The organism is Flavobacterium humidisoli (assembly GCF_023272795.1).
In the GTDB taxonomy this organism is placed as follows: Bacteria; Bacteroidota; Bacteroidia; order Flavobacteriales; family Flavobacteriaceae; genus Flavobacterium; species Flavobacterium humidisoli.
In genome coordinates, this window is sequence record NZ_CP096829.1 from 5,172,254 (window position 1) to 5,192,371 (window position 20,118).

Consider the following 20,118-nt stretch of genomic DNA (forward strand, 5'->3'; position numbering starts at 1 on the left):
GAAACTCAGAAACCTTTTATCATCATATAGTGTTAAGAATTGATTTTGAATCCTTCAAGCCAAATGTGATGCAATTTTTAATAGCTAATTAACTTTACGAAATTACTTACATCCTTAATTTTCAAAATCTTACAAAAAATAAAACACTAAAAATACCTTTATTCATTGTATTAAAAGTAAATTTAGTCTAACACAACTCCAGCATACCACTTGTATTCTTACAAATAAATAAGTAAGTTTGAAACTTAATAATCATTTTTAAAAAACCTATGAAAAAGAAATTACTTTTTATCGTTTTATTTTTAGCATTTTCGCTTAATGCGTTCTCAATGCAAATTTTTGTAAAAACTTTGACTGGAAAAATCATAACAATTGAGATTGAAAGTTCAGATACTATTGATAATCTTAAGGCCAAAATATTCGATAAAGAAGGAATTCCAGTGGAATGCCAAAGAATCATATTTGCAGGAAAACAACTTGAAGACGGTAGAACACTATCTGATTATAACATTCCAAAAGAAAGCACAGTACATATGGTTCTTAGAACTCCTCCGTGTAATTAATTTATTTTGAAAGAAGATAACAAAGTTTTTAATTCTAAAACTGGGTTATATGCTTCAATTTTAAATACAATATGGGAAAGCAAAAAACTCTCCTAAAGTATACAAGCTTAAAAATAATGGGGTTTGACTTTTAATTAAAAGTCAAACCCTTTTTTCATATAGAGTTATGAATTGATTCTAATTGTTCTTCAAGCCCAATCTAGCATAATTTTCATTAGTAAAAAGGACCTCAATAATTTCAAAATGGGCTAAACCAGTAAATTAATAATTATTTAGCTATAAATTGACGTTTGTTTCTTAAATTAAAAAACTGCAGTATTCATAAATTGTGATTTAAAATCCGACTAAAAACTGTCAAAAACGCTTTAAAACGTTAAATTAGCGTTATAGAAATCATAAAATTGCCCTTTCACAATCAGTTAGATAGCAGAAATTTTTGGTTTATTCTTTATCTTTGAGAATATAGAAATCAAATGTAAAAGACAATGCCACAAAATAGATTTTATCCTGATGAAAAATTCAAAGAAATAGAAATAAATGCCTCATTACAATTAAGATACGCCATTTCGAACAGAGGAAGGCTAATCAGTTTTACCGACGATATTGAAAACGGACGCATCTTAAAAGGAGGTTTAAGCGACGGATATCCAACTTTCCGTTTTAAGGTTAAAAAAGACGATAAAATCGTAAACAAGTATCTCTTCTTATACAAATTAGTGGCTCAGTACTTTATTCCAAAAGATTCTGAAGATCAGACTTATGTTTTGCACTTAGATTATAACAGAGCAAACGATGATGTAAGTAATTTGCGCTGGGCAACCAAACAGGAAATGATGGCGCATAGCCGTAAAAGTCCACGTGTTATTCAGGCAAAAAAGAACTTAATTGAACACAATCTAAAAGCTGATGGACGAAAATTAACAACCACAAAAGTGATGCTAATTAAAAAAATCCTAGCAAGACCAGAACAAAAAACACGTCTTAAAATGATTGCAAAACAATTTGGCGTAAGCGAAATGCAAATTAGAAGAATTGCCAGCGGAGAAAACTGGGGACACGTTAAGATTTAATTTTTAATTGTGAATGGTAAATTATTAATTCATAATTATAAGCCACAGATTATACAGATTAACAGAGATTTTTTGAAATCATTTTAATCCTAGTAATCTGTGGCTTGTTTTTTTTGCCATCAACTATCAACCACAAACCATCAACAATTAATCACTAAATCTTAAAAATCACTTCATAATTCACAATTTACAATTCACAATTAGTTCGCTTTCTGTGAAAAGGCCAATATCTATATCTTTAAAAACAAAATTTCAAGTGTTCATATAAAATAAATCCTTAAATTCGCAATCACAAATAACAAAAGAAGAAATCGAAAGATGAGTTTCGGAAATACAAACTTCATTTTCGATAGTTAATACTAAAAGCAAAAAAAATGAAATACGACGTTATTGTTTTAGGAAGTGGTCCTGGAGGATATGTAACAGCGATTAGAGCTTCACAATTAGGCTTTAAAACTGCTGTAGTAGAAAAAGAAAATCTAGGTGGAGTTTGCCTTAACTGGGGATGTATCCCAACAAAAGCGCTTTTAAAATCTGCTCAAGTTTTTGATTACCTTAAACACGCTTCTGACTACGGATTGAAAGTTTCTGAATTTGATAAAGATTTCCCTGCAGTTATTCAACGTAGCCGTGGCGTAGCTGAAGGAATGAGCAAAGGTGTTCAATTCTTAATGAAAAAGAACAAAATTGACGTTATCGAAGGTTTTGGAAAATTAAAACCAGGAAAAAAACTTGACGTTACTGATAAAGACAATAAAGTTACAGAATATAGCGCTGATCACATTATCATCGCAACTGGTGCTCGTTCTCGTGAGTTACCAAACTTACCTCAAGATGGTGTAAAAGTAATTGGATACCGTCAGGCAATGACATTGCCAACTCAACCAAAATCTATGATTATTGTGGGTTCTGGAGCAATTGGAGTTGAGTTCGCTCACTTCTACAACTCAATGGGAACAGATGTTACTATCGTAGAATTTATGCCAAACGTAGTTCCTGTAGAAGACGAAGATATCTCAAAACAATTTGAGCGTTCTTTGAAAAAATCAGGAATTAAAGTAATGACTAACTCTTCTGTTGAGCGCATTGACACAACAGGAGCTGGAGTTAAAGCATTTGTTAAAACTGCAAAAGGAGAAGAAGTTTTAGAAGCAGACATCGTACTTTCGGCAGTTGGAATCAAAACAAACATTGAAAACATCGGATTAGAAGAAGTTGGAATCGCTGTTGACAGAGATAAAATCTTAGTAAACGCTTACAACGAAACTAACATTCCAGGATACTATGCAATTGGAGACGTTACTCCAGGTCAAGCTTTAGCTCACGTAGCTTCTGCTGAAGGAATTAACTGTGTTGAGAAAATTAAAGGTTTACACGTAGACCCAATCGATTACGGAAACGTTCCTGGCTGTACTTACGCAACTCCAGAAATCGCTTCTGTTGGTTTAACAGAAAAACAAGCAAAAGAAAAAGGTTACGAATTAAAAATTGGTAAATTCCCATTCTCAGCTTCTGGAAAAGCAAAAGCTGCTGGAAACGCTGACGGATTCGTAAAAGTAATTTTTGATGCTAAATACGGAGAATGGTTAGGATGCCACATGATTGGTGCTGGTGTTACAGATATGATTGCTGAAGCAGTTGTAGCTCGTAAACTAGAAACTACAGGTCATGAAATCCTTAAATCTATCCACCCTCACCCAACAATGAGCGAGGCTGTTATGGAAGCTGTAGCTGATGCTTACGGCGAAGTAATTCACTTGTAAAAACAAACCGTTTTACGGTTATATATAATTCTCAATTTAATAAATCCGATTTGTGAAAACAAGTCGGATTTTTTTGTGCCTTTTACCTTTTAAACTTTTATAGTTTTTGCAAATTAGGATTTTAAAATTTTAATACTATTTTCGCACCAAAATTAATCTAACCAATTACAAAAAAACAAATACTAGTATGAAAAAATTAATCCTATTTATAATATTAGGAATAACTATTAATGCGACAGCTCAAGAAGCTAACGTAGAAAAATCAATCTTTTCGGCACAAACAGGTTTTGCCGGAATTTGGCTTAACAACGAATTAAAACTTGCTAATTCAATTGCTTTAAGAAGCGAAATTGGTATCGAACACGATTTTGCAGTTGGAGATCATTATGATGAAGCTGGTTTTATATTACAACCCGTAATTACAGCAGAGCCAAAATTTTATTTTAATCTGAAAAAAAGAAACGCCAGAGGAAAAAATATTTCGAATAACAGCGGTAATTATATTTCTCTAAAAACAAGTTACCATCCAGATTGGTTTGTTATTAATTTAGATGATAATATCACTAAAAATGCAGATTTATCTATTACACCAACATGGGGAATGAAAAGAGCAATTGGAGATCATTTTACTTACGAAGCTGGTGCAGGAATAGGATACAGATTGGTATTTATTAAAGCAAATTCTAATTTTGGAAATGCACAAAGTGTAGATGATTTTGATTACACAAAAGAACAATTCTTGCTTTATTTTCATTTAAGAATAGGGTATACTTTTTAAGAAATTAAATTCTAATTTTTATATAATCCGATTTGTGAAAACAGGTCGGATTTTTTTATTTCAATATATCTAAAGTTCTTAAAATAATCTTCGTGTTTTTGTCTTAATAAAATTCAAAAATCATTAGATATCATTTTCCTTAAAGTCATAAAAAGATTACTTTTATAAATCATTATAAATATCCTTTTTTATGGAAGAAACAAAAATATTCTACGCCGACGGAGAAAATCCAAAAATGATCGAAGCTTACAAAAAAGCACAAGAAACTTTTAAATATTTCTGGAGAGAGTTATCTTGGGAATATCGCAGAATAATTCCTGGACTTGATGTAGCTTGTGTAAAATTGGCTTTCACTCAAGATATAGACGATGAAACTATCGTAGAACATATGTGGATTAACGACGTAAACTTTGACGGCGAAACGATATACGGAATTTTAGTAAATGATCCCAATGACTTAACCAATGTTAGTAATGGAGACGAAATTGCAATTCCGATTAATCAAATCAGTGATTGGTTATTTGCAAGTCAAGGAAAAACATACGGCGCTTTTACAATCCATGCCATACGCTCAGAAATGGACGAAGACGAAAGAAAAGATCACGACAATGCTTGGGGCTTAGAATTTGGAGATTACAATGACATTCTGGTTGTTACGAATCAGAAAGAAAAACCAGAGAACTTGGTGGAGCATCCGATGAGTATAAATATGAAAGAAAGTCTCATCGAATTCTTAAAAAACAATCCAGAAGAAATAGAAGCGCAAGACGATTTAGGCTACACTTTTTTGCATCGTGAAGCGATTGCTGGAAATCAGACTTCTGTAGAACTCATTTTAAAAGCCGGAGCAAATGCAAATGCAAAAACCAATAGCGGAAAAACAGCTTTAGATTTTGCCAAAGAACTCAAATGGGATCATTTAATACCTTTATTTCAATAAAAAATTTCAGAATCCGGTTTACCAAAAGTAGATCGGATTTTGTTTTAATAAACTGCTTTTCAAAAAAGAATATTTTTTCATTTTAAAATCAAAACTGATCATTTTTTCATCTGTTTGCAATAAAGAATGTGCTACTTTTGCAGCACCAAATCTAACATGCCATAGAATGAAAAAATTATTCTTTACGCTTATACTGTTATCTTCAGTTTTATCTGCCCAAACCAAAACCGACGCCGATTTTGCTTCCCGTTTAAAAAGCACTTTTTCTCAATCTACAGACTGTGTGAACGACTTCGAAAAAGTATTGAAACCAGCAGAACTTCAATCGTTAAACACGACCCTAAACGCTTTCGAAAAAAAACACCTTTATAAAATTGTGGTCATAACAACTCCTTCTGTTGAACCTTTTCAGTCTTTTGATGAATTTGCAGTAGATCTTGACAAATTTTTATCAAAAGACCCGCGATTAGATCCAACGCTTTTAATTGTTGTCAGTAAAACATTAAGACAAATTCAGGTTTTAAGTGTCGATTTTATAAAATACAAGTTAAATGCTGAAGACACACAAAACATAATCAGCACCTACTCTATTCCCGAACTTAAAAAAGGAAACTATTTTAAAGCTTTAGAGCAGGCTTCAAATGAATTCATGAAAAAATTACAACAACAATAAATAGGTCAAAATCCGATTTGCGAAAGCGAGTCGGATTTTTTTTTAATATCTGAAAACTACTAGTTAGAAAAAGACCTATTTTAGTGTAAAAATAAGTTTTACTAGAAATGGAATTAGAACAATACAAAAAAGAATTTTCAGAAGACGACGCCGTTGGATGGTTAGAAATTGATAAAGAATTTGACCGACTTTATCCAGGGCAGGAACCCAAACATTTTGCTCCAGCAATTAGCTATATGCTTGGCGGAGAACATCCGCTTGACGGTGTAAGTTATTACGAAAGTAAAAAACAAGAAGATCATTATCATTTTATTACTTACGGATTTTCTGAATTGTATTATAACGAAGAAAAAGTAGACGGAGAATTTAGCAAATGGGGTTTCGAACTTACTTTTAGATTAAAACCTTTTGAAGCCGATAATGGCAATCCAAGCTGGGCAATTGCACTTTTGCAAAATATCGCCAAATATGTATTTGACAGTGGAAATTGGTTTGAAGAGTTTCATTACATGCCAGCAAACGGACCAATTCGTCTGGACACTGAAACCGATATTACGGCATTAATTTTTGTGAATGATCCGGAAATCCCTAAAAAACAAACGCCACACGGCGAAGTTTCATTTTTACAAATCGTCGGCATAACTTCTGCAGAATATGAACACATTAAAGAAAATCCAGAAGGAGTTGAAGAAATAGTTAAGAAGCTAAAAGAAAACAATCCTTTACTAATTACCGATTTAAATCGAAAAGATTAAAATTTAATAGAATTTAAAATGATCAATTACAATAATAAAATCTTTAAACCTGTAAGCAACAGCGAAAATGGAGAAACCTCTAGTGAAACTGCATTTCATTACAAACAGGAAGGAAATATTTTAACATCAGAATATTCAGGAGGGAAAATCAAAAAAGGCCATCTTGTTGGATTAGTAGACGAAGAAGGAAACATTGAAATGAGGTATCACCAAATAAACGAAAAAGGAGAACTTATGACAGGAATCTGCACTTCTAAACCCGAAATAGTAGAAAACGGTAAAATAAGGCTTCATGAAACTTGGCAATGGACATCTGGCGATCTTTCAAAAGGAAATTCTGTAATTGAAGAACAATAAATACAAATTCTAAAATGGCGATCATAATAGAATCAAGAGATGCAGATTTACCTCATTTAAGAGAATTATTCTTAAACGAAAGACGGCGCACCTTTACAGAACAAGATATTTCAGAATTTGAATTAGACGATTTTGACAAGCAAACACAAGGCGAATATATTTTAACGGCTCTTGTAAACAATATCCCAGTCGGATTTATTTCGATCTGGATGCCAAACAACTTTATCCATCATCTGTATGTTGATGTTAAACATCAAGGACAAAATCTTGGTACAGAATTATTAAAAGCTGCCATCTTAAAAACCTCGTTTCCAATTACCTTAAAATGTCTTGTAAATAACATTAAAGCAATTGAATTTTATACTAAAAAGGGGTTTATAGAAAAATCGCGAGGAAATTCTAGCAACGGAACTTATATTCTACTTGAGTTGACAAAAGATATAAAACAACCATAAATGCTAAAGACATGAGCCAGATTCAAGATTACAACAATTCTCAGACCGCAGAAAACAAAGAAATCTGCGATCTTCTTTTAACGATTATAAATGAAAATCTTTCTGATGCCGAAAGCAAAATCTGGCATGCGCATCCTGTTTGGTTTCTAGATGGAAATCCGATTGTGGGTTATAGCAAATTAAAGGATTCTGTTCGATTACTTTTCTGGAGCGGACAATCTTTTGAGGAAGAAAAACTCCAAAACGAAGGTTCTTTTAAAGCTGCCGAAATGCGCTACACAAACAGCAATCAAATTAACCACGAAGACTTAAAACGCTGGCTAGAAAAAAGCAGAGAAATTCAATGGGATTATAAAAACATTGTCAAACGAAAAGGCGAACTGCTTCGAATAAAACCACTTTAAAAAAGCAATTATTTAATTTCCAGTTTTTTATCTTTAATCTTATTACTGACATACTGTTGTCGCAAAGGCATTTTATCTTTATAAAAAATGGATTACCGAATAATCTAGAAAAATAAAATTCAGTTTTACTTGGGCGTGTCCCTCCGGGTCAGGCTGTCCGCTATATCTTTTATGGTGAACCCCACCATAAAAGGATATCGCTCCCATCCTTCACGCATTTGGTATTCATAAGAACATTTTTGTTCTTATATAATTTGTACTTTAGTAAGATCAGAACTACAACCAAAAACACTCTAAATCATGCTAAAACAAATTTTCATCCTTCTCCTTTTTTGTTTTGCAATTCAATTGCATTCACAAGAAATAGGTTTTACAACTCCAGATTATAAAGCCATCGAAAAAGAAATCAACGACAAAAATTCAAAGTTTTACTATCCTAAATTAATGGAAAGACTCACGAAAAACGACACGCTTTTATCGCATGACGAATACCGCCATTTGTATTTAGGCTATGTTTTTCAACCCAAATACAATGCCTTTTGGACGTCACCAGACGAAGAACAGCTTCGCAAATATTATGACAAAGAAGAACTCGAAGTTTCAGATTATGACGAAATAATCAAATTGTCTAATCATACCTTAAGCGATTTTCCGTTTGATTTAAAACAGCTCAATTTCCTTACTTACATTTATCATTTAAAAGGAGACGAAACATCTGCAAAAATTGCCTCTTTTAGATTTCACAGCATCATGAATGTAATACTTTCTTCTGGCGACGGAAAGAAATGCGAAACTGGTTTTCATGTACTAATGGTCGATCATGAATACATTTTACTCAGTCTTTTCGAAATTGAATCGAAAGGACAGTCACTTGTAGAAAATTGCGATTATCTAAGTTTCGAAAAAGGCGCATACAATGTAGACGGTATTTACTTTAACATCGAAAAAATGCTAGAAAACGAAAAGAAAATGCTACGCTAACATACTTTAAAAAACAAAATACACAGCTTCAGCAGATTTTAATGCTGAAGCTTTTTTTTGATAAAAACTATTTATTTATTGTTTATCAATAAATTTTTATTATTTTAGCAGCATAACTTCTAATCTTGAATAGCATGGAAATTAAAATTGGAACACCGCAAATTCTAAAAATCCTGAATATCTTATCATGGGTTATTTTTATTGGCTTATGCGTAGAAGCCGGCATGTATCTTTTTAACGGAATTTATACTATGACCATAAACTCCTATAATGCTCGTTTTCTTCATTTGCTTGACTTATATAATTACAGTCCTAGTTTTTATATTCAAGAAATATGCTTTATCAGCATCGTGGCAATCTTAAAAGCCATTATGTTTTATCTGATTGTAAAAATGTTGCATGAGAAAAAATTAAACATCCAACAGCCTTTTACTGCCGAAATGGGTCGCTTTATATCTTATCTTTCTTATCTCGCTTTCGGAATAGGGCTGTTTTCGTTCTGGGCCTTCAAATTCAACAATTGGCTAATTATTAAAGGCGTGAAACTTCCTTCGTTAGAATCACTTAATTTGGAAGGCCACAGCATTTGGATCTTTATGGCAATTGTCTTGTTTGTTGTAGGGCAGATTTTTAAAAGAGGAATCGAAATTCAATCTGAAATTGACTTAACTATTTAAACAAAAAATTATGCCCATTATAGTAAATTTAGACGTCATGATGGCAAAGAGAAAAATGTCATTAAACGAACTTTCAGAAAAAGTAGATTTAACCTTGTCCAATCTTTCCATTCTAAAAACGGGTAAAGCAAAAGCAATTCGTTTCAGTACACTCGAAGCAATCTGTAAAGTTCTCGATTGCCAGCCCGGCGATATTTTAGAATTTTCTGAAGAATAATTTGAATTCGATTTAATTTGTATTTTCGTATGAATCAGATTAAAATTTCAAAACAATTATAAATCTAAAAAATCTGAAAATGAACATTCTCATTGTTTACGCACATCCGAGCAAAAAATCGTACACTTTTCAAGTTTTAGAAAGATTGAAACTAGCCTTGAATACTGAAAAATGGAATGTAGAAATCTCCGATTTATATGCATCCAATTTTGTTGGCGATATGTCTGAAGAAGAATACGAACGAGAAGGTTTTGCCAAAACACAATTTCCTATTCCTACAGATGTTTTAGCAGAACAAGAAAAAATAGAAAAAGCAGACTGCATTATTTTTCTATATCCTGTTTGGTGGAGTGATTGTCCTGCAAAATTAAAAGGTTGGTTCGATCGGGTTTATTCTGTGGGATATGCCTATGGACAAAATGAAACTTCAAGAAAAATGAAAACTATTCCGTATGGCCTTGTAATTTGCACAGCGGGACATCCGAATGAATTTTTGCATGAAATTGAAATTGCACAAAGCATGGAAAAAATTATGCTCGAAGACCGACTTGGAAAACGTTTTACGCATAAAGAAATGATTATTCTAGGCGGAACATTGGAACTAGAAAATGTTATGCCAACACATTTTGAACTCATAAATAAAATTCCTCAAAAATTTAAAGCAATATATAAACCTTAATTTTACCTTATAAGTATTATTGTGTTTTTGGGAATTATTATTTCTGTTATATCGTTGTTTGAAGGCGGTTTCTAAACCTCGACAATATAGAACGTGTCCGAAATACACCTTAAAAATGTCTTATAAACACCGTAATCAATTGATTTTTAGATTGTAATTTTACTTTACTAATTTAAAAATCAATTAATTATGAGTACGCACGATTTTACCACTACTATAATTGTCAATCAAACGCCAGACGAAGTTTTTAAAGCTATACAAAATGTTCGAGGCTGGTGGTCTGAAGAAATTGAAGGCAAAACAGCAAACAAAGGAGACGAATTTAAATACCATTATGAGGACGTTCATCGCTGTAAAATAAAATTGATTGAAGTAATTCCAAATCAGAAAATCGTCTGGCTGATTGAAGAAAATTATTTCAGCTTCACCAATGACGATACCGAATGGACTAACACAACGGCTGTTTTTGATATTTCGAAAGAAAACAATAAAACGAAACTCACTTTTACCCACGTGGGTTTAGTGCCAGAATACGAATGTTTTGAAGTTTGCAAAGCAGGCTGGACCAATTACATTGAGAATAGTTTGAAAAAACTAATCGAAACTGGAGAAGGTCTGCCGAATGCTACTGGAAAACCACAAATTGAAACCGAAAGAAAATTATCCGAAAAATAAAATCACATTTCATACTATTATTTTAGGCTAAGTCAATCATAGATTTGGCTAAATCTATTTTTCTAATGCTTCGCAACTTTGTATCAACAAAAAAATAATAGTATGAAAATTATAATTACAGGTTCTCTAGGGAACATTAGCAAGCCTTTAGCGAAAGCTTTATTAAAAGAAAAACATCAAATTACAATAATTGCAAGCAGTAGCGAAAGAAAATCGGAAATCGAAAATCTAGGAGCTCAAGCCGCGATTGGATCTGTTAATGATGTTCATTTTTTAACTCAAACCTTTACAGGAGCAAATGCCGTATATTGCATGATTCCACGTGCGAATTATTTTGATCCGAATCTTGATTTAGATGCTTTTACTCGTACAATTGGAAATAGTTATGCAGAAGCTATCGCAAAATCTGGCGTAAAAAGAGTAGTGTTTTTAAGCAGTATTGGTGCACATTTAGAACAAGGTTCTGGAATTATTCAGCGTTATAATGAAATTGAAGTGGTTTTGAACAAACTTTCAGAGGTTTCCATTACATTTATGCGTCCGACTTCTTTTTACTACAATTTGCTGGCTTATATCCCGATGATTAAAAACCAAGCGACTGTCGCTGCTAATTATGGAGCTGACCAATTGATTCCGTGGGTTTCACCAAACGATATAGCCGAAGCAATTGCAGAAGAACTTACAACTCCGCTTGACGGAAAAAAAATACGTTATGTGGCGAGCGAAGAAGTTTCTGGAGATCAAACTGCAAAAATTTTAGGAGAAGCGATCGGAAATCCAGATTTAAAGTGGAAATTAATAAGCGACGAAAAAACACTAAACGGATTAATTGCTGTTGGAATGCAACCTAAAATTGCACAAGGTTTGGTAGAAATGTATGCCGCACTTTATAGTGGTTTACTAAGTGAAGATTATTACCAACATCGTCCAGCAGTTTTAGGAAAAACAAAACTGGCAGATTATGCAAAAGAATTTGCTGCCGTTTTCAATCAAAATTAATTACCTTGGAGTATGGCAAATCAGCAACCCCTTCGATTTAAAACAATAAGCGAATTTCATGAATTTAGAGATTTGCCAAAACCCGAACATCCTTTGGTAAGCGTTTACAATTTTGAAGATTTAAAATATCTCCATAACGAAGAACCCAAAAGCTTAATGCTGGATTTTTATTCGATTGCTTTAAAAAGAAATGCCAACGCAAAAATGCGATATGGCCAACAGGAATACGATTTTAAAGAAGGAGTTTTAATTTTTCTTTCGCCAGGGCAAGTTTTTTCTATTGAAGGAAATTCCGAAATGCAACACACAGGATGGTCATTATTGATTCATCCTGATTTTCTTTGGAATACGCCGCTCGCACAGAAAATCAAACAATATGATTATTTTGGTTACGCGGTCAATGAAGCGCTTCATCTTTCTGATAAAGAAGAAAATATGCTCATTGATATTATAAAAAATATTCAGCAGGAATACCAATCTAATATCGATAGATTCAGTCAAGACGTTATTATTGCACAAATTGATTTATTTCTCACTTATGCCGAAAGATTTTACAACAGACAATTTATTACCCGAAAAATAAGCAGTCATCAGATTCTGGCACGATTAGAAAAACTTTTGGAAGACTATTTTACCGACGACACTTTAAAACAAAAAGGAATTCCAACAGTTCAGTTTATTGCCGAAAACCTAAATGTTTCACCCAATTATCTAAGCGGATTATTAAAAACGCATACGGGCCAAAGCACGCAGCAGCATATTCATAATAAATTGATTGAAAAAGCAAAAGAGAAACTTTCGACTACTTCTCTTTCTATCAGCGAAATTGCATTTGAACTTGGTTTTGAGCACCAGCAATCCTTTAGTAAATTATTCAAAACAAAAACAAACACTTCACCTTTAGAATTCAGGCAATCATTTAACTAATTCCTTTATTTTTCATACATTCGTTAGGTAAAAAACGAAAATTATGAATCCATTTTTAAGAAATACTTTGGCTGTAATTGCAGGTCTTGTTATTGGCAGTATTGTTAATATGAGCATCATTTTAATAAGCGGCTCTATAATTCCAGCGCCAAATGGTGCAGACGTTACTACTGCTGAAGGTTTACAAGCAACAATGCATTTATTTGAGCCAAAGCATTTTCTTTTTCCATTTTTGGCGCACGCACTCGGAACTTTTGCAGGAGCATTGACAACCGCTTTTGCTGCAATTAAGCACAAAACAAAACTGGCTTTCGGCATTGGAGGTTTCTTTTTATTTGGTGGTCTTGTTACAATTTTCACTTTGCCTTCTCCGCTTTGGTTTGGTTTAGTTGATTTAGTTTTTGCTTATATTCCAATGGCGTATTTGGCTTCTAAAGTTGCTGTAAAAAAGAGAAATGATGGAAAATAAAAAAAAGATAAAACCAGCAAAAAAATGCTATGAACATCTTGGCGGTAAATTGGGCGAATTGCTTCTAGAAACATTTGCCGACAAAAAATGGATTGCCAAAAACAATCCCGAAGAGAAGCATTTTTACATAACCGAATTGGGTGAAAAAGAGTTTACTAAACTTGGTATTGATATTAGCCAAATCAAATCGGAAGCCATTTAATTTTATAAATTTCCTTTTCTTTTCTACAAAATTTATAGCACTTTATTTCATAACTTAGTTTGCTTTTAAATCTTGAATCATGACTAAGAAAGAAATCGCTAAAAACTTCCTGAAATTGGCAGCAAAAGGACATTCTCACGAAGGTTTTCGATTATATGTCGGAAAGAATTTCAAACATCACAACGCCTACTTCAAAGGCGATGCAGACACCTTAATGCTTGCCATGGAAGAATCTGCTAGAACAAATCCGAATAAGATATTTAAAATTCATCATATTCTAGAAGATGGAAACCTGGTTGCCGTGCATTCACATCTTAAACAAACGCCTTCAGACATTGGTTTTGCTGTTGTGCATATTCTCAAATTCAAAGACGACAAAATCGTAGAACTCTGGGATTTAGGACAACCTGTTCCAAAAGATTCTATTAATACAAATGGAATGTTTTAAATTAAAATTTTGTTTCAAGTTTCAGGTTTCAAGTTACCTCTGAAAACGTGAAACCTGAAACTTGAAACCTGAAACTCAAAACAAATAGAAACTCTCAATAACCAAAATGAACTTCATCTCTAAAATTTCAGTATTACTGCTAGTAATCTTCACAAGCTGTCATTCTTCTGCACAGAAAAAAAACGATTTTAAAAAAAGTATCGATAGTGTGATTCAAAACAGTAATCCAAAATTTAATGGTGTGATTTTGATTTCTCAAAATGGAAAAACATGGTATTCTAAAGCAGAAGGCTTTTCTAATTTTGAAACGAGAACACCTTTAAAAATGGATACCCAATTTGAAATCATGTCCAACAGTAAATTAATTGCTGCGGTTTTACTTTTGTTGGAAGTAGAAAAAGGAAAAGTAGATTTGAATGCTCCAATCAAAAAATATCTGCCAGAACTAAATCAAACTTGGGCAGATTCTGTCACGGTCCATCAGCTTTTAAATCATTCTCACGGAATTATCGATTTGCAAAAACCATTGGCTTTTAAACCTGGAACTGAATTCAAATACGGAAATCTAAGTTTTAATTTGGTTGCAAAAATTGTGGAATTCAGCTCTAAAAAAAGCTATACAGAGGTTGCTGAATCGCTTTTTAGGAAATTAAAAATGAATCACACTTTTTGTTATTCAAAAGATAAAGAACAAAATCTAGCAACGGGTTATTACAATGTAAAAAATCAGCTGGAACAAGATACTTCAAGACAAATTAATACTGAAAGTTTGGGAGCAGATGGCATTATTTCAACCGTTTCTGATCTTGCTATTTGGAATAATAATCTGCATAAAGGAAAAATATTAAAACCAGAATCGTATCGGTTACTAACTAAAAACACCATTTTATCTCAGCATAATTTCTTCGGAATAGAAAAAAAACCTTATGGATACGGAATTCGAATTGTAGAAGAGGAATCTGTTAAATATCTCGGACATACAGGATTAGGAGACGGATTTTCTGGCGTAAATTTGTATTTCCCGGAAAGTGATGTTAGTCTGATTGTTTTAGAAAATCAAATGCCCGAAGATGCCAATTTATTTTATGCTTCCGAATTCAAAATCAAAAACATCCTTCTAAAAAGTGATTTATTAAGTAAAAAGTAAACCAAATGGCAAAAAATAAAACCACCGAAACAGCAGAAAGTGTTACTGATTTTATTAACGCTGTCGAAAATGAAGTGAAAAGAAAAGATGCTTTTGAACTTCTTAAAATAATACAGCAAATAACTGGCTTTGAACCCAAAATGTGGGGACCGAGCATTATTGGTTTTGGGAATTATCACTATAAATATGACAGTGGACATGAAGGCGATGCGCCATTAGCTGGATTTTCGCCAAGAAAAACAGCAATGACTGTTTATTTTTATCTGCCAGAAGAAAAGAGAGAAGAACTTTTATCTAAACTAGGAAAACACACTTCTTCGAAGGCTTGCATTTACATCAAAAAATTGGCTGATGTCGATATCGAAGTCTTAAAAAAGATAATTTTGCTTTCTACTCAATACACTCAAAAATTATATCCCTCTAAATAAATGACCACATTCTTAATTCTATTATGTCTGATAGCTCTTGCTATTTACATGTTTCTACAGCATCCAAAATTTGGAAAAGCTCCTTCTGGAGAAAGACAAACTCAAATTCAAAATTCGCCTCAATATAAAAACGGAAAATTCGAAAATCAATCTTTTACACCCGACCTTGCAGAAGGAGCAAGTATGGCTGGGGTTTTGTTTGAATTTTTCTTCAAAAAAGTAGATAGAAAAATTCCAACCGATTTGATTCCATCCGTAAAAACCAACTTAAAAGAACTTTCTTTGGATCAAGATGTTTTAGTTTGGTTTGGACATTCATCTTATTTCATTCAGCTGGAAGGAAAACGATTTCTAATTGATCCTGTTTTTAGTGGCAACGCCTCTCCTATTCCTGGCACAACAAAATCTTTCAAAGGTTCTGATATTTATTCAGTCGACGATCTTCCAGAAATTGATTACTTATTGATTACACACGATCATTATGATCATTTGGATTACGATACTATTTTAAAATTAAAACCTAAAACTAAAAAGATTATCACGGCTCTTGGAGTTGGCTCACATTTTGAGTTTTGGGGATTTCCATCGGAAATTATTATCGAAAAAGATTGGTACAGTACCATTCTATTAGATGAAAATCTGACGATTCATACTACGCCTTCAAGACATTTTTCTGGCAGAAGTTTTAAAAGATGTAATACACTTTGGACTTCTTTTGTTTTGGAAACTAAAGATTTTAAAATGTATTTGGGTGGCGACAGCGGCTATGATTCTCATTTTGCTGCAATTGGTGAAAAATATGGTCCATTTGACATTGCTTTACTGGATAATGGTCAATACAATGAGAAATGGAAATACATTCATAATATGCCCGAAGATGTAATAAAAGCAATGACAGACTTAAAAGCAAAACGAGTATTTCCAGTGCATTCTTCCAAATTCTCTTTATCGCTTCATTCTTGGGACGAACCATTGGTAAAAGTAACCGAATTGAATAGTTTATCTGAAAATCCGATTTCTTTAATTACACCAATGATCGGCGAAACTGTTGAATTGAAAAATGACAAACAAGAATTTAAACAGTGGTGGAAAGGGGTTAATTGATAATTGAAAAACTGAGCCTAAATCTAAAATCTGGAACAAACTAAAAAAAACGTGAAACAAAAAATATACAGTTCTATAATTGCATTTCTGCTAACAATAAACCTGTTTTCTCAAAATACCTATGTCTTTTTGGGATCCTATAATCGTGATAAAACAGCTGAAGCCATTCAAGTTTATCAATTGGATACATTGAGCGGAAAATTGACCAAATTTACTTCGGTTAAGAATGTTGTCAATCCATCCTATTTAACAATTTCGCCAAACGGAAAATACATTTATGCCTGTACAGACACCAAAACTCCAAATGCAGGAAGCGTAAGCAGTTTTGAATTTAATCCGTCAGCAAAAACTTTGACTTTTTTAAACAGTCAGAGAAGTGGCGGTGAAAATCCTGTTTATGCAAGTGTTCACAAAAACGGAAAATGGCTTGCCAATGCCAACTATACTGAAGGAAGCGTTTCGGTTTATCCGCTTTTGGAAAACGGTAAAATAGACTCTATTGCTCAGAATTTTCAATACGTGGACGGAAGCGTTAATAAAGATCGACAAACTCGATCTCACGTTCATTCGGCAGTATTTTCTCCACAATGCGATTATTTGTTTTTACCCGATTTAGGAGCCGATAAAATTCGCTGTTACGCTTTTGATGAAAATCTAAAAAAGCCTTTAATCGAAACTAAAAATCCGTTTACTAAAACCGATTTAGAAGCTGGCCCAAGAGATTTTACTTTTCATCCAAATCAAAAATGGGGATATTGTATTGAAGAAATGGCAGGACAAATAAGCGTTTACAATTACGAAAATGGTGTTTTAAATAAAATACAGCGTATTGCCACACATCCTGATAAAATAAAAGAGGGTTTTGAAAGCTCTGATATTCATATTTCTCCTGATGGTAAATTTTTATACGCTACAAATCGTGGAAAAGAAAACAATATTGCCATTTTCTCTATTAATGAAAACGGATTGCTTAAAAGCATTGACTATCAGTCTACTTTAGGAAAACATCCGAGGGTTTTTGCTCTTGATGAAAGCGGAAAATTTTTAGTAGCATCAAATGTTCTAACCGGTAATGTGATAGTTTTTAAAAGAGATTCTAAAACCGGACTACTAAAGAAAATAGGAAAACAGATCAAAATGGAAAACGTTTCTTGTGTACAGATTAAACAGATTTGATTTTCTCATAAGTATATTATAGATGATCTTGTCATTTCGAGTAACGAGAAACTTTGTGTTATAAATTATTAAAAAAAATAAAAAAATGGCAACATCAAACTTCAATTTACAGCCCGATTTTTTAGAAAATGATATCTCAAAATTAATTCCGTTAGAAGAAAAACACTTTGAAGCACTATTTGAAGCCGCTTCTGATCCGTTAATCTGGGAACAGAATCCTGCAAAAGACCGATACACAAGAGAAGGTTTTAAAACTTATTTTGATATTATAATTACAAAAGGTTCATTCTTAATTCTTGATAAACAAACCAATGAAATAATGGGAACAACTAGTTTTTATGATTACAATCCAGAAAAATCGAGCGTTGGAATTGGCTATACTTTCATTACAAGAAAATATTGGGGCGGCCCCTACAATAACGCAAACAAAAAATTAATGATTGATTATGCTTTTCAACACGTTAATTCGGTACTTTTTCATGTGGGATCAGAGAATTTCCGTTCTCAAAAAGCCGTTTTAAAACTTGGAGCAGAAAAAATCAATGATATGATGTTTACAGTTAATGGTGTAGACGTACCCTATTTTGAATACGAATTAAAGAAAGAATGAGAGATTATTAAGAGAAAAGAATAAAGAATAAAGAATAAAGAATAAAGAATAAAGAGGAAAGAGGAAAGAGACGAGAAGCAAGAAATATGCAGGACTTCTTTTGTTTCTTGTCTCTTGCTCCTTAAAAGAAAAAAATAAAAAATGAAAAGAATAACGGTTTTTTGTGCTTCTAGTTTTGGCACTGAAAAAATTTACGAAGAACAAGCAATTTTAGTTGGAAAAACTTTAGCTGAACAAAATATAGAAGTAGTTTACGGTGGCGCAAATGTAGGTTTAATGGGAGCTGTTGCAGATGGCGCTCTAAATGCAGGCGGAAAAGTAATTGGTGTGCTTCCAAACTTTTTAAGATCGAAAGAAATTGCGCATTTAGGTTTAACCGAATTGATTTTGGTGGAAAGCATGCATGAAAGAAAAACCAAAATGAACGATTTATGTGATGGCGTTATTGCGCTTCCCGGTGGTTTTGGAACTCTTGAAGAACTTTTCGAAATGCTGACTTGGGCGCAATTAGGTCTTCATAAAAAACCGATTGCTATATTAAATGTAAACGGATTTTATGATTCGCTGATCGCATTACTGCAAACCATGACAGAAAAAGGATTATTGAAAGATGTGAATCGAGAAATGCTTTTGGTTAGCGACAATATCGATGATTTATTAGAAAAAATGAGAAATTATGTGCCTCCGACAGTTGGAAAATGGATTGATAAAGAACAATCTTAGGTTTCAGATTTAACTCTGTCTACATTTTTAAACTGCTTTTTATAGTCACTAGGATTCACTCCATTATATTTTTTAAACAATCGATTCAAGTGGCTCGCATCGCTAAAACCAAATTCATATACAATCTCATTGATTTGCATATTGGTATATTTCAGTCGCGTTTCAATTAATTTTATTTTGTACGCGATTGTATATTCCTGTATGCTTTGCCCTATTTTGGTTTTAAAATACTCACTTATATATTTTGGCGAAACATTAAACGCCGACGCCATATTTGATGCTTTTAATTGATCCGGCTGATAAATATTCTGATGAACGTAATTCAATAAATCCAAACTCGGTACAGCATTTACCTCATTTACACTAAGAGGAGCCATAAGCGAAATATTTCTTGCTGCTATAGTGATAATGGTATTTATAATTTGTTTTATGACTTCTTGCTGCTGCGGAAATTGACTTTTTTGTTCTCTTATAAGCGCCTCAATCATTGCTCTTATTAAAGGTTTGTCGATTATAGTTTTTAGAATACAGCCCGGCATATGATTGTGGTTATGGAAAATAAACTCCAATTTCTGAATCCAGTCGCTATTTTGTGTTTTAAGATAGCTGTCATTAAAGCGTAAAAAGAAAAACTTCGTTTTCTCAGTAACTTCAAAACTATGTGTGTCCTGAGGAAAAATTACGAAAAACTTATCATTACTATACGGCAATCGGTGATCATTGATAATTTGAGTGCCCTTTCCTTCTAGAACAAACACCATTTCGAAGAAAGTATTTTTACGTTCTTTCGGTTCGTATTCCAAAACTTCTAAAAACTGAAGTTCAAAAGGATGGTGTAAGTTTCTAATTTCCATCTTCCAAAAATACAAATTATTCCAATGATTGTACAAATTTTTAA

General features: G+C 32.8%; 27 protein-coding genes. 26 read left to right on the forward strand and 1 reads right to left on the reverse strand.

Features of this window, described 5'->3' with window-relative positions; genetic code table 11:
- Window positions 1-269 precede the first annotated feature (269 nt).
- The 26 genes from M0M44_RS21705 to M0M44_RS21830 all read left to right on the forward strand — a co-directional run bounded on the left by M0M44_RS21705 (window position 270) and on the right by M0M44_RS21830 (window position 19,220).
- Window positions 270-563 carry a ubiquitin-like protein gene (locus M0M44_RS21705; RefSeq protein WP_248727601.1) on the forward strand — a complete coding sequence of 98 codons (294 nt, stop codon included), beginning with the start codon at window positions 270-272 and terminating at the stop codon, window positions 561-563.
- 485 nt (window positions 564-1,048) lie between these two features.
- Window positions 1,049-1,633 (forward strand): NUMOD4 domain-containing protein, encoded by a 585-nt coding sequence (locus M0M44_RS21710; protein ID WP_095928832.1) that lies wholly within the window; start codon window positions 1,049-1,051, stop codon window positions 1,631-1,633.
- Window positions 1,634-2,007: 374 nt separating this feature from the next.
- On the forward strand, window positions 2,008-3,396 hold the full coding sequence (lpdA, locus tag M0M44_RS21715) for a dihydrolipoyl dehydrogenase (protein ID WP_073416603.1): 1,389 nt from the start codon (window positions 2,008-2,010) through the stop codon (window positions 3,394-3,396).
- A 187-nt stretch (window positions 3,397-3,583) separates the two neighbouring features.
- A complete protein-coding gene (locus M0M44_RS21720) occupies window positions 3,584-4,174 on the forward strand; it encodes a hypothetical protein (protein ID WP_248727602.1) in 591 nt (196 codons plus the stop codon).
- 190 nt (window positions 4,175-4,364) lie between these two features.
- Entirely contained in the window at window positions 4,365-5,114 is a 750-nt protein-coding gene (locus tag M0M44_RS21725) for a DUF2314 domain-containing protein (RefSeq protein ID WP_248727603.1), read from the forward strand.
- Window positions 5,115-5,280: 166 nt separating this feature from the next.
- Window positions 5,281-5,787 (forward strand): TPM domain-containing protein, encoded by a 507-nt coding sequence (locus tag M0M44_RS21730; protein WP_248727604.1) that lies wholly within the window; start codon window positions 5,281-5,283, stop codon window positions 5,785-5,787.
- Between the two features lie 107 nt (window positions 5,788-5,894).
- A complete protein-coding gene (locus tag M0M44_RS21735) occupies window positions 5,895-6,542 on the forward strand; it encodes a suppressor of fused domain protein (RefSeq protein ID WP_248727605.1) in 648 nt (215 codons plus the stop codon).
- Between the two features lie 18 nt (window positions 6,543-6,560).
- Entirely contained in the window at window positions 6,561-6,899 is a 339-nt protein-coding gene (locus M0M44_RS21740; protein ID WP_248727606.1) for an avidin-fold protein, read from the forward strand.
- A gap of 14 nt (window positions 6,900-6,913) precedes the next feature.
- The gene (locus M0M44_RS21745) at window positions 6,914-7,354 is read left to right on the forward strand and encodes a GNAT family N-acetyltransferase (RefSeq protein ID WP_248727607.1); all 441 of its coding nucleotides are present in this window, start codon (window positions 6,914-6,916) and stop codon (window positions 7,352-7,354) included.
- Between the two features lie 11 nt (window positions 7,355-7,365).
- On the forward strand, window positions 7,366-7,758 hold the full coding sequence (locus M0M44_RS21750; protein ID WP_248727608.1) for a DUF1801 domain-containing protein: 393 nt from the start codon (window positions 7,366-7,368) through the stop codon (window positions 7,756-7,758).
- A gap of 300 nt (window positions 7,759-8,058) precedes the next feature.
- Window positions 8,059-8,739, forward strand: coding sequence for a DUF4919 domain-containing protein (locus tag M0M44_RS21755; RefSeq protein WP_248727609.1), 681 nt, complete (start codon window positions 8,059-8,061; stop codon window positions 8,737-8,739).
- 134 nt (window positions 8,740-8,873) lie between these two features.
- Window positions 8,874-9,416 (forward strand): DUF2975 domain-containing protein, encoded by a 543-nt coding sequence (locus M0M44_RS21760; RefSeq protein ID WP_248727610.1) that lies wholly within the window; start codon window positions 8,874-8,876, stop codon window positions 9,414-9,416.
- A gap of 10 nt (window positions 9,417-9,426) precedes the next feature.
- Complete coding sequence (locus M0M44_RS21765; protein WP_057116634.1) at window positions 9,427-9,633, forward strand: helix-turn-helix domain-containing protein; 207 nt, start codon at window positions 9,427-9,429, stop codon at window positions 9,631-9,633.
- A 79-nt stretch (window positions 9,634-9,712) separates the two neighbouring features.
- Complete coding sequence (locus tag M0M44_RS21770; protein ID WP_248727611.1) at window positions 9,713-10,312, forward strand: NAD(P)H-dependent oxidoreductase; 600 nt, start codon at window positions 9,713-9,715, stop codon at window positions 10,310-10,312.
- 189 nt (window positions 10,313-10,501) lie between these two features.
- Window positions 10,502-10,987, forward strand: a complete 486-nt coding sequence (locus M0M44_RS21775; RefSeq protein ID WP_248727612.1) for an SRPBCC family protein — start codon at window positions 10,502-10,504, stop codon at window positions 10,985-10,987.
- A gap of 102 nt (window positions 10,988-11,089) precedes the next feature.
- A complete protein-coding gene (locus M0M44_RS21780; protein WP_248727613.1) occupies window positions 11,090-11,986 on the forward strand; it encodes an NmrA family NAD(P)-binding protein in 897 nt (298 codons plus the stop codon).
- A 12-nt stretch (window positions 11,987-11,998) separates the two neighbouring features.
- Window positions 11,999-12,913 (forward strand): helix-turn-helix domain-containing protein, encoded by a 915-nt coding sequence (locus M0M44_RS21785; RefSeq protein WP_248727614.1) that lies wholly within the window; start codon window positions 11,999-12,001, stop codon window positions 12,911-12,913.
- Between the two features lie 43 nt (window positions 12,914-12,956).
- A complete protein-coding gene (locus tag M0M44_RS21790; RefSeq protein ID WP_248727615.1) occupies window positions 12,957-13,382 on the forward strand; it encodes a hypothetical protein in 426 nt (141 codons plus the stop codon).
- Window positions 13,372-13,584: an ArsR family transcriptional regulator gene (locus M0M44_RS21795; RefSeq protein ID WP_248727616.1), complete on the forward strand. Its 213-nt coding sequence runs from the start codon at window positions 13,372-13,374 to the stop codon at window positions 13,582-13,584. The genes M0M44_RS21790 and M0M44_RS21795 overlap by 11 nt, the downstream gene beginning before the upstream one ends.
- A 79-nt stretch (window positions 13,585-13,663) precedes the next feature.
- The gene (locus M0M44_RS21800; protein ID WP_248727617.1) at window positions 13,664-14,032 is read left to right on the forward strand and encodes a nuclear transport factor 2 family protein; all 369 of its coding nucleotides are present in this window, start codon (window positions 13,664-13,666) and stop codon (window positions 14,030-14,032) included.
- 106 nt (window positions 14,033-14,138) lie between these two features.
- Entirely contained in the window at window positions 14,139-15,179 is a 1,041-nt protein-coding gene (locus M0M44_RS21805; RefSeq protein WP_248727618.1) for a serine hydrolase domain-containing protein, read from the forward strand.
- Window positions 15,180-15,184: 5 nt separating this feature from the next.
- Window positions 15,185-15,607, forward strand: coding sequence for a DUF1801 domain-containing protein (locus M0M44_RS21810; RefSeq protein ID WP_248727619.1), 423 nt, complete (start codon window positions 15,185-15,187; stop codon window positions 15,605-15,607).
- Entirely contained in the window at window positions 15,608-16,711 is a 1,104-nt protein-coding gene (locus M0M44_RS21815; protein WP_248727620.1) for an MBL fold metallo-hydrolase, read from the forward strand. It begins immediately after the preceding gene.
- Between the two features lie 51 nt (window positions 16,712-16,762).
- Window positions 16,763-17,887: a lactonase family protein gene (locus M0M44_RS21820; protein WP_248727621.1), complete on the forward strand. Its 1,125-nt coding sequence runs from the start codon at window positions 16,763-16,765 to the stop codon at window positions 17,885-17,887.
- An 85-nt stretch (window positions 17,888-17,972) separates the two neighbouring features.
- Window positions 17,973-18,497 carry a GNAT family N-acetyltransferase gene (locus M0M44_RS21825; protein WP_248727622.1) on the forward strand — a complete coding sequence of 175 codons (525 nt, stop codon included), beginning with the start codon at window positions 17,973-17,975 and terminating at the stop codon, window positions 18,495-18,497.
- A 141-nt stretch (window positions 18,498-18,638) separates the two neighbouring features.
- Entirely contained in the window at window positions 18,639-19,220 is a 582-nt protein-coding gene (locus M0M44_RS21830) for an LOG family protein (RefSeq protein ID WP_248727623.1), read from the forward strand.
- Here the strand turns inward: M0M44_RS21830 and M0M44_RS21835 are convergent.
- Window positions 19,217-20,074, reverse strand: a complete 858-nt coding sequence (locus M0M44_RS21835; protein WP_248727624.1) for a helix-turn-helix domain-containing protein — start codon at window positions 20,072-20,074, stop codon at window positions 19,217-19,219. The two genes, M0M44_RS21830 and M0M44_RS21835, sit on opposite strands and share 4 nt — an antisense overlap.
- Window positions 20,075-20,118 lie beyond the last annotated feature (44 nt).